3 protein-coding genes and 2 pseudogenes are annotated in these 5,922 nt (G+C 32.3%); 2 read left to right on the top strand and 3 right to left on the bottom strand.

From position 1 onward, the window contains the following. Positions 1–422 precede the first annotated feature (422 nt). Complete coding sequence (locus J2Z60_RS10760; protein WP_209687696.1) at positions 423–887, top strand: hypothetical protein; 465 nt, start codon at positions 423–425, stop codon at positions 885–887. Positions 888–1,068: 181 nt separating this feature from the next. Beyond that, the gene (locus J2Z60_RS10755) at positions 1,069–1,242 is read left to right on the top strand and encodes a hypothetical protein (RefSeq protein WP_209687695.1); all 174 of its coding nucleotides are present in this window, start codon (positions 1,069–1,071) and stop codon (positions 1,240–1,242) included. A gap of 262 nt (positions 1,243–1,504) precedes the next feature. On the opposite strand, the pseudogene cas7c reads toward J2Z60_RS10755, so the two are convergent. The 3 genes and pseudogenes from cas7c to cas5c all read right to left on the bottom strand — a co-directional run bounded on the left by cas7c (position 1,505) and on the right by cas5c (position 5,701). Continuing rightward, positions 1,505–2,342 (bottom strand): annotated as a pseudogene (gene cas7c / locus J2Z60_RS10750) (type I-C CRISPR-associated protein Cas7/Csd2). Positions 2,343–2,348: 6 nt separating this feature from the next. Continuing rightward, the gene (gene cas8c, locus J2Z60_RS10745; RefSeq protein ID WP_209687694.1) at positions 2,349–5,039 is read right to left on the bottom strand and encodes a type I-C CRISPR-associated protein Cas8c/Csd1; all 2,691 of its coding nucleotides are present in this window, start codon (positions 5,037–5,039) and stop codon (positions 2,349–2,351) included. Between the two features lie 2 nt (positions 5,040–5,041). Continuing rightward, positions 5,042–5,701, bottom strand: a pseudogene (gene cas5c / locus J2Z60_RS10740) (type I-C CRISPR-associated protein Cas5c). Positions 5,702–5,922: the final 221 nt, after the last annotated feature.

The following is a 5,922-nucleotide window of genomic DNA, read 5'->3' as shown; positions in this document are numbered from 1 at the left end:
AAACTACCACACCCCAAATGAACTTTATGAGAAAGAACTAGATTCAATCTATCGAATTCAATCGTAAAAAGTGTTCAATTTAAATTTGCAATTTACGATTTTATCTTTTTTCATGTGTTTAACTAAAGATGGTACACATTTAGAATTTTAATGGCTTTTCCTCTTTGTACCATCTTTTATCTCCTTCTTTTATTAGAGTGCACGTATTAAATACGTGTGTCAATACTTTTTAAGTTTATAACAAAAGTGACCAAAATTATAAATATACTGATAGAGATGAATTAATAGAATTAAAAAATATTATTGATGACAAATTGAACAATTTATAGATTTAACACACTACTTTATACGTGGTGTGTTTTTATTTGCTAATATTTGACACTTTAAAGCTTTTTTGACTAAGAAGGGTGGTGTTTTTTTGCTTGGCAAATAAAAAAGCTGATAAACCGACGAAAATCACGCCAGAAGTAATTAAGGGAATGAAGAATTATATGATTGCTGGCTTAACGCTTAAAGACGCTTGTGAATTGCTTGATATTGGTACAACAACAACATGGAGAGATTACGAGCGCAAAAACCCTAATATGCGTCGAAAAAGAAAAGGCTGGCAGGGTATAATGCCCATAGCAGATCAAATAATAAATCGTAAGGACATTTCGACCACAGTGTGGTATTTAGAGCGTGCAGACCACTTAGAAGATAAGAATGCACGCAACAAGTTTACACGAGCACAAGCCAAAAAATACCGAATAGAAGCAGAGCTAGCAGAAAAACAGAATTTACAAGTTGATAACGCAACAAATGCAACTGTCGCTAAGATGAAAGATTTAAGCTTAGAGGAGCTTAGAGCATTAGCAAAGATGGCACAAGGGAATGAAGACAAATGAATTTGACAGATAATGAAGCATTGGGAATTTCATTGTCAGCAAGAAATGAACTCATAAGACGAAGTTATGAAGATTTTTTTCGATATGATAATCCTGAAGCAAAGTTATATCCGCATGTTAAGGTCATATGTGATGCATTACAAAAATTGTTGATGGAGAACAACACTTTTACATAGTAGAAATGCCACCACAGCACGGAAAGAGCTTATCTATCACTAAAACGTTTGGTGCTTACTACTTGCTAACACACCCAGAAGCAAGAGTTATGGAGACAGCTTACTCTTTCGGCTTATCTGGTCAATTTGCTACAGATAATCGACGTAAGTATATCAATGGGCTCATTTTTTGGGGTTAGATATAAGCAACTCGCAAGGAGTGCGACACATTATGTTGGTTCTTAGATTGCATTTCTAAGTTATTTCAATCCACGCACTCACAAGGAGTGCGACCGCAATATATTGATAAAATAAATAAACCTTATCAATATATTCGGCTAAATATTATAAAAATTAATAAAATCCAGCTAATAAACTATTAATTTTATAAAAAATATATATTATTTTGGTGCGAATCTATAGTACAAAACATGTTCACTTATAATTCGCACTTCAATACATTTATCCTTCAAAAACATCCTCTTTTAAATCTTCAGGTGTTTTATCTATGAATTCAAAATCTTCTAGCTTAGTGGGCATATCATTCTTATTCTTAACTTCTACCATTTTACTAACTTTTGCTGGTGAATACTGTCCTAACTTATTATTATGGTCCCACCAATATACTCTCACAACCTGCATTGAACCAGCTGGGCGTGCAGAAGATTCATCATTCTCAAAAAGCGTTTTCAGAGCTTCATGAATTGCCTCAGCATCCTCTTCACTAAAGCCTGTTTTTTTCTGCAAGTTGAACATTAATACTGCCACTGAATTCATATAAAGCATATCCTATATTGTATTTCATCCCCATTGTATCAGAAGACTTGCCCTTTCCGGTTGAAACAGAGTTCACAGACTTGGTAATTTGCATTTCATTAATAACAATCGGATTAATTGATCTAGCTATTCTAATCGAAACAGGTCCACGTACACCAACTGATAATTTATCACCTTTAAATGCAAAAACCTGACCAAAGCCTCTAACATCAATCCACTTTTCGCATGCTATTTTAGCATATTCATCTTCATCTTTTGCCTTACTAGCCGCTTTTAATTCTGTAACGCTATCTGCACGATCTTTCAAACTCTTAAAGCCATCATCTGTACGATCTGCAGATTGAACAAAAATATTATATCCCATATCTTGTAGTCTATTGCGAATCTTGCGCTTAATTGCAACATCAGATACTTCACCGTAGCCATCGCTTGTTTGACGTGGGCGGTTTCCATTTAATGGATCACCATTAGGATTAGCACCTTGTACTGCAAAAATAACTTTAAAATCTTTTTGTGTTTTAATGACATTTTATTTCTCCTTCTTATATTCAAATTTATTCCAAGCAACTTTTTGTTGAGCATAACCAACTAAGCTAAGACCACTTAATGGCTGTTCATTAGTTATATTCATATCTAATTTTGAACTAATTTCTTGAATCATATTTTCTGCTGTTGACTTATATTTTGACCTATTTATATACGGTTTGAGTCGATTATATATTGTCTTCCAAGTACTTACAGGTCTGATCAGAAATGATGAAAGATAGATTTTAACATTTGTCGGTCGATTGATTGCATTGCTAATAAGAACATTCTTCTCAAGAATATCCGAAATTGCCAACAATCTACCAAATAAGTAGCTTCTGTCCAAATTTTTAGTGTCTAAATTTGATAAACTTTCAATTATTTTTTTGTCTTTTTTTAAAAGATATATTTTTTGCTGAGCAAAACCAATCAAAAAGATCCCATTTAGAGGTTGATTTAAATCATCCATTGTACTTAATTTATTAGTAATCTCGGTGATTACTTGATCATTTTTGACGGCATATGCACTTTGATTAATATATGGTTGAATATTTGAATATATTGTCTTCCATGTTTCCAAGGGGCGCAAAACAAAAGTACGCATGTATCTCTGTGCATTGGTCAACCTTGCGTCATCCTGCTCATTTAATGTTTGGCGTTCAATACTATCAGCAATCCCTAACAATCTTCCAAATAGATAACTTCGGTTGTCTATTTCACTATTCAATTGATAAGTCTTTTCATCTTTAGCATCGATTTCTGGATTATTCTTTTTTTGATATCCAATATTTCTTTGTTGAACAAAACCAATTAAGAACTCGCCGCTCCCCATTAATGACCTATTCAACTCATCGTTTGTATTACTTAATACTTTAATCTTATCTAAAATTAGATCAATCTCGTATTTTATAAAATCAGGATTTATAGTACTAGATTTTTTGCCAAAATAAGGTTGTAATCTCAAATAGATATTTTTCCAAGTATCTAACGGGCGATTAACGAATTGAGCCATATATCTTTCAGCAATTGTGCGTCTATTATTTCTTTCATTATCATCATATGTCGCATATTCTAAAATATAAGCTAATGCCAACAATCGCCCAAACAAGTATGCTGAAGAAATATTTTGAGTATCCAAATATAATTTAAATTTTTCATCAGAATACTTAGTCCGGTATAATCGAGCTGCTGTATTAATTGTGTTATTCCAAGTTATATAACTTCCATAATCACTTGATTTACCAAAACTGAGTGGATGAACTGCTTTTCTAAAAATAGCAAGTAAAAGTTCATCGGGAACAACTTGATATGTCAAAATAATTCTTACTAATTCTGAAACTACGTTTTTATATAGCTTATTGTTAATTCTTACTTTTTTATCATCACCAACAGTTCCATAGGCAAGTTTTGCTATAGTCCCTAAGCTTGGTAATTTTTTGTCATTAGTAGAAATAGCTGTCTTACCATACCAAGACGAAAGCTTATCAATATATTTTTCAACATTAAGAGTTTGATAATAAAGTATATCTATTCGTCCTGGAACAGGAGCTTCCAGTTCCATAATATAAGTCTTATCACTCAATCGAACATTATGCTCGTTTATGCCCTTAATTAATAAGCCCTTAATTTCATTTGCCAATGCTTCATTAGTAGTTGGCTTTTTATTTTTTTCTGAATTGATCAGCGCCATCATAACTACTGAATTTTGATAATCATTAGCTACCGAAAAATCTTCTTTAACTCCCCAAGCTAAGTATTCTCGATCACTAATTGAAAAACCTTGCTTTTCAATTAACCATTTCAATGCTAGTTGCGCTTTCTGTGACTTTTCGTAATTTAATCCTACTACTTCTGATGAATCTAAAAATCTTCCTCTAAAGGTATAATTACTGGTATCATTTGCTGAGATTAATTTAGCATTATTAGCCACAGGTAATATGCCATTTAGATGCTTTTTAGTTAAAATTTCTTTTTCACTAGCCGTTATATAATCAAGACCTAAATTTTTCTTAGAAAGCACATGATTATAATATTTAATCCAGTCATTGAACAAAACGGGATTTTCCCATCTATTATTAGTTGTTGTTGCTTTTAAAATAACTTTAAATCTTACATAACTATCAAGTGGTGAACCTGTTGCGACTTGATAAACTAAAGGCTTTTCATCTTTACCTTTCCAAGTTTTTTGAATATCATAACCAGTTTGTTTTTCTCCAAATAAATGTTGAATATTTGTTAAATCACTTAATACATCATGATTAGAAACATATTTAAAAATTGCTGCTATAGTTCGTCTACTGATATCTGAACCATTAGTATCTAGATAATCAGCATATTGCTGTAACTGTTTTATGTATGCCTCATAATATTTTTTATCTTTTTTATTCTTGCTCCACTTATAATAATCACGAGAAACATATTTTAGTTTATCATCAACCGGCATGGGAAATATACCACTTGATCTAGAAGCTGAATCTTCGGTAGTAGGTATAACTGTTTTTTGGTCGGATTTATATACTGCATCTGCTGAAATGAAATTCCCTGTTTCATCAATCTCAATTTGAATTGGAACATTAACCATTCTATGTGAAATGGGCAATAATGTCACCATTCGGTCTTCTTCTTTACTTTTAGGTATTCCAACTAAATCTTTATTTTGATCATATATATCTACTAAATCTGAGAACCATGTCAATCTTACTCACCTCCAAACAATTCTGAATACAACTCATCTACATTTGTGAAATTATTAGAACCAAAATTTTTAGTTTTTAATTCATGTAAATCTCTACGAACAGGACACTCTCCGGGCCGAATAAAATTTATTACTCCCTTGTGCATAACAGGATGCCATAAACGAACTCCTAACATATTCCTTCCTGTTTCATCAGGATAATCAAGCCCATGAACCATTGTTCCAAAGTTTTGATCAGGAGCATCATCATAATATCCTTTCCCCTCACCGAAGTTACATGGTTCAATATATCCTTCAGCATCTCTAGTACCCAAAAACGTGTCTCTACGTCCACCACGTTCAATGCATCTTTTCATAATTGCAAGATGCTTTTTGTAATTGCGATCATTAGCTAAATCCGGTCTGTTTTTGTTAAATTCAAAATGGGCTTGAACTTGATACTAAACATTTTTTAAGTATGTATAACGAGCTAAGTCTGACTTGCTAGAATCATTATATTTAAAAAGTCTAATATCCTTTGCTTCTAAATCAATAGGATTCATTATTCGAACTTTATCAACATATATAACTATAGTTGGTTTCCAATAAATGCTTTCACAAATTCCCTTTAATGCTTGATAGGTAGGCACTGGGTAAGTAAATTTTTCACCACTTAATTTCATAATAGGATCAGTAAACAACGCCCAATCGCCCCAAGCCCTAAAGTAAAAAGTTGTTTTTTCTTTTAAATTATTCAAAGTTCATTCCCCCTACTTGTTACATAATGGACAAAAAAAGTCTTTAGTATTAAGCATTAAACTTACTTAATACTAAAGACTTCTTCTTTATTACGGAGATTGAGAGATTCGAACCCTCGCGCCGGAATTATCCGACCTACACCCTT

Source organism: Lactobacillus colini (assembly GCF_017874575.1).
GTDB classification, from domain to species: Bacteria; Bacillota; Bacilli; order Lactobacillales; family Lactobacillaceae; genus Lactobacillus; species Lactobacillus colini.
Note: the sequence above shows the minus strand (reverse complement) of the source record. Positions and strands in the feature narration are given on the sequence as shown.

Excerpts from the sequence above, each read along its gene's own strand:
- J2Z60_RS10755 (WP_209687695.1), top strand. The coding sequence starts at position 1,069 with ATGCCACCACAGCACGGAAAGAGCTTATCTATCACTAAAACGTTTGGT.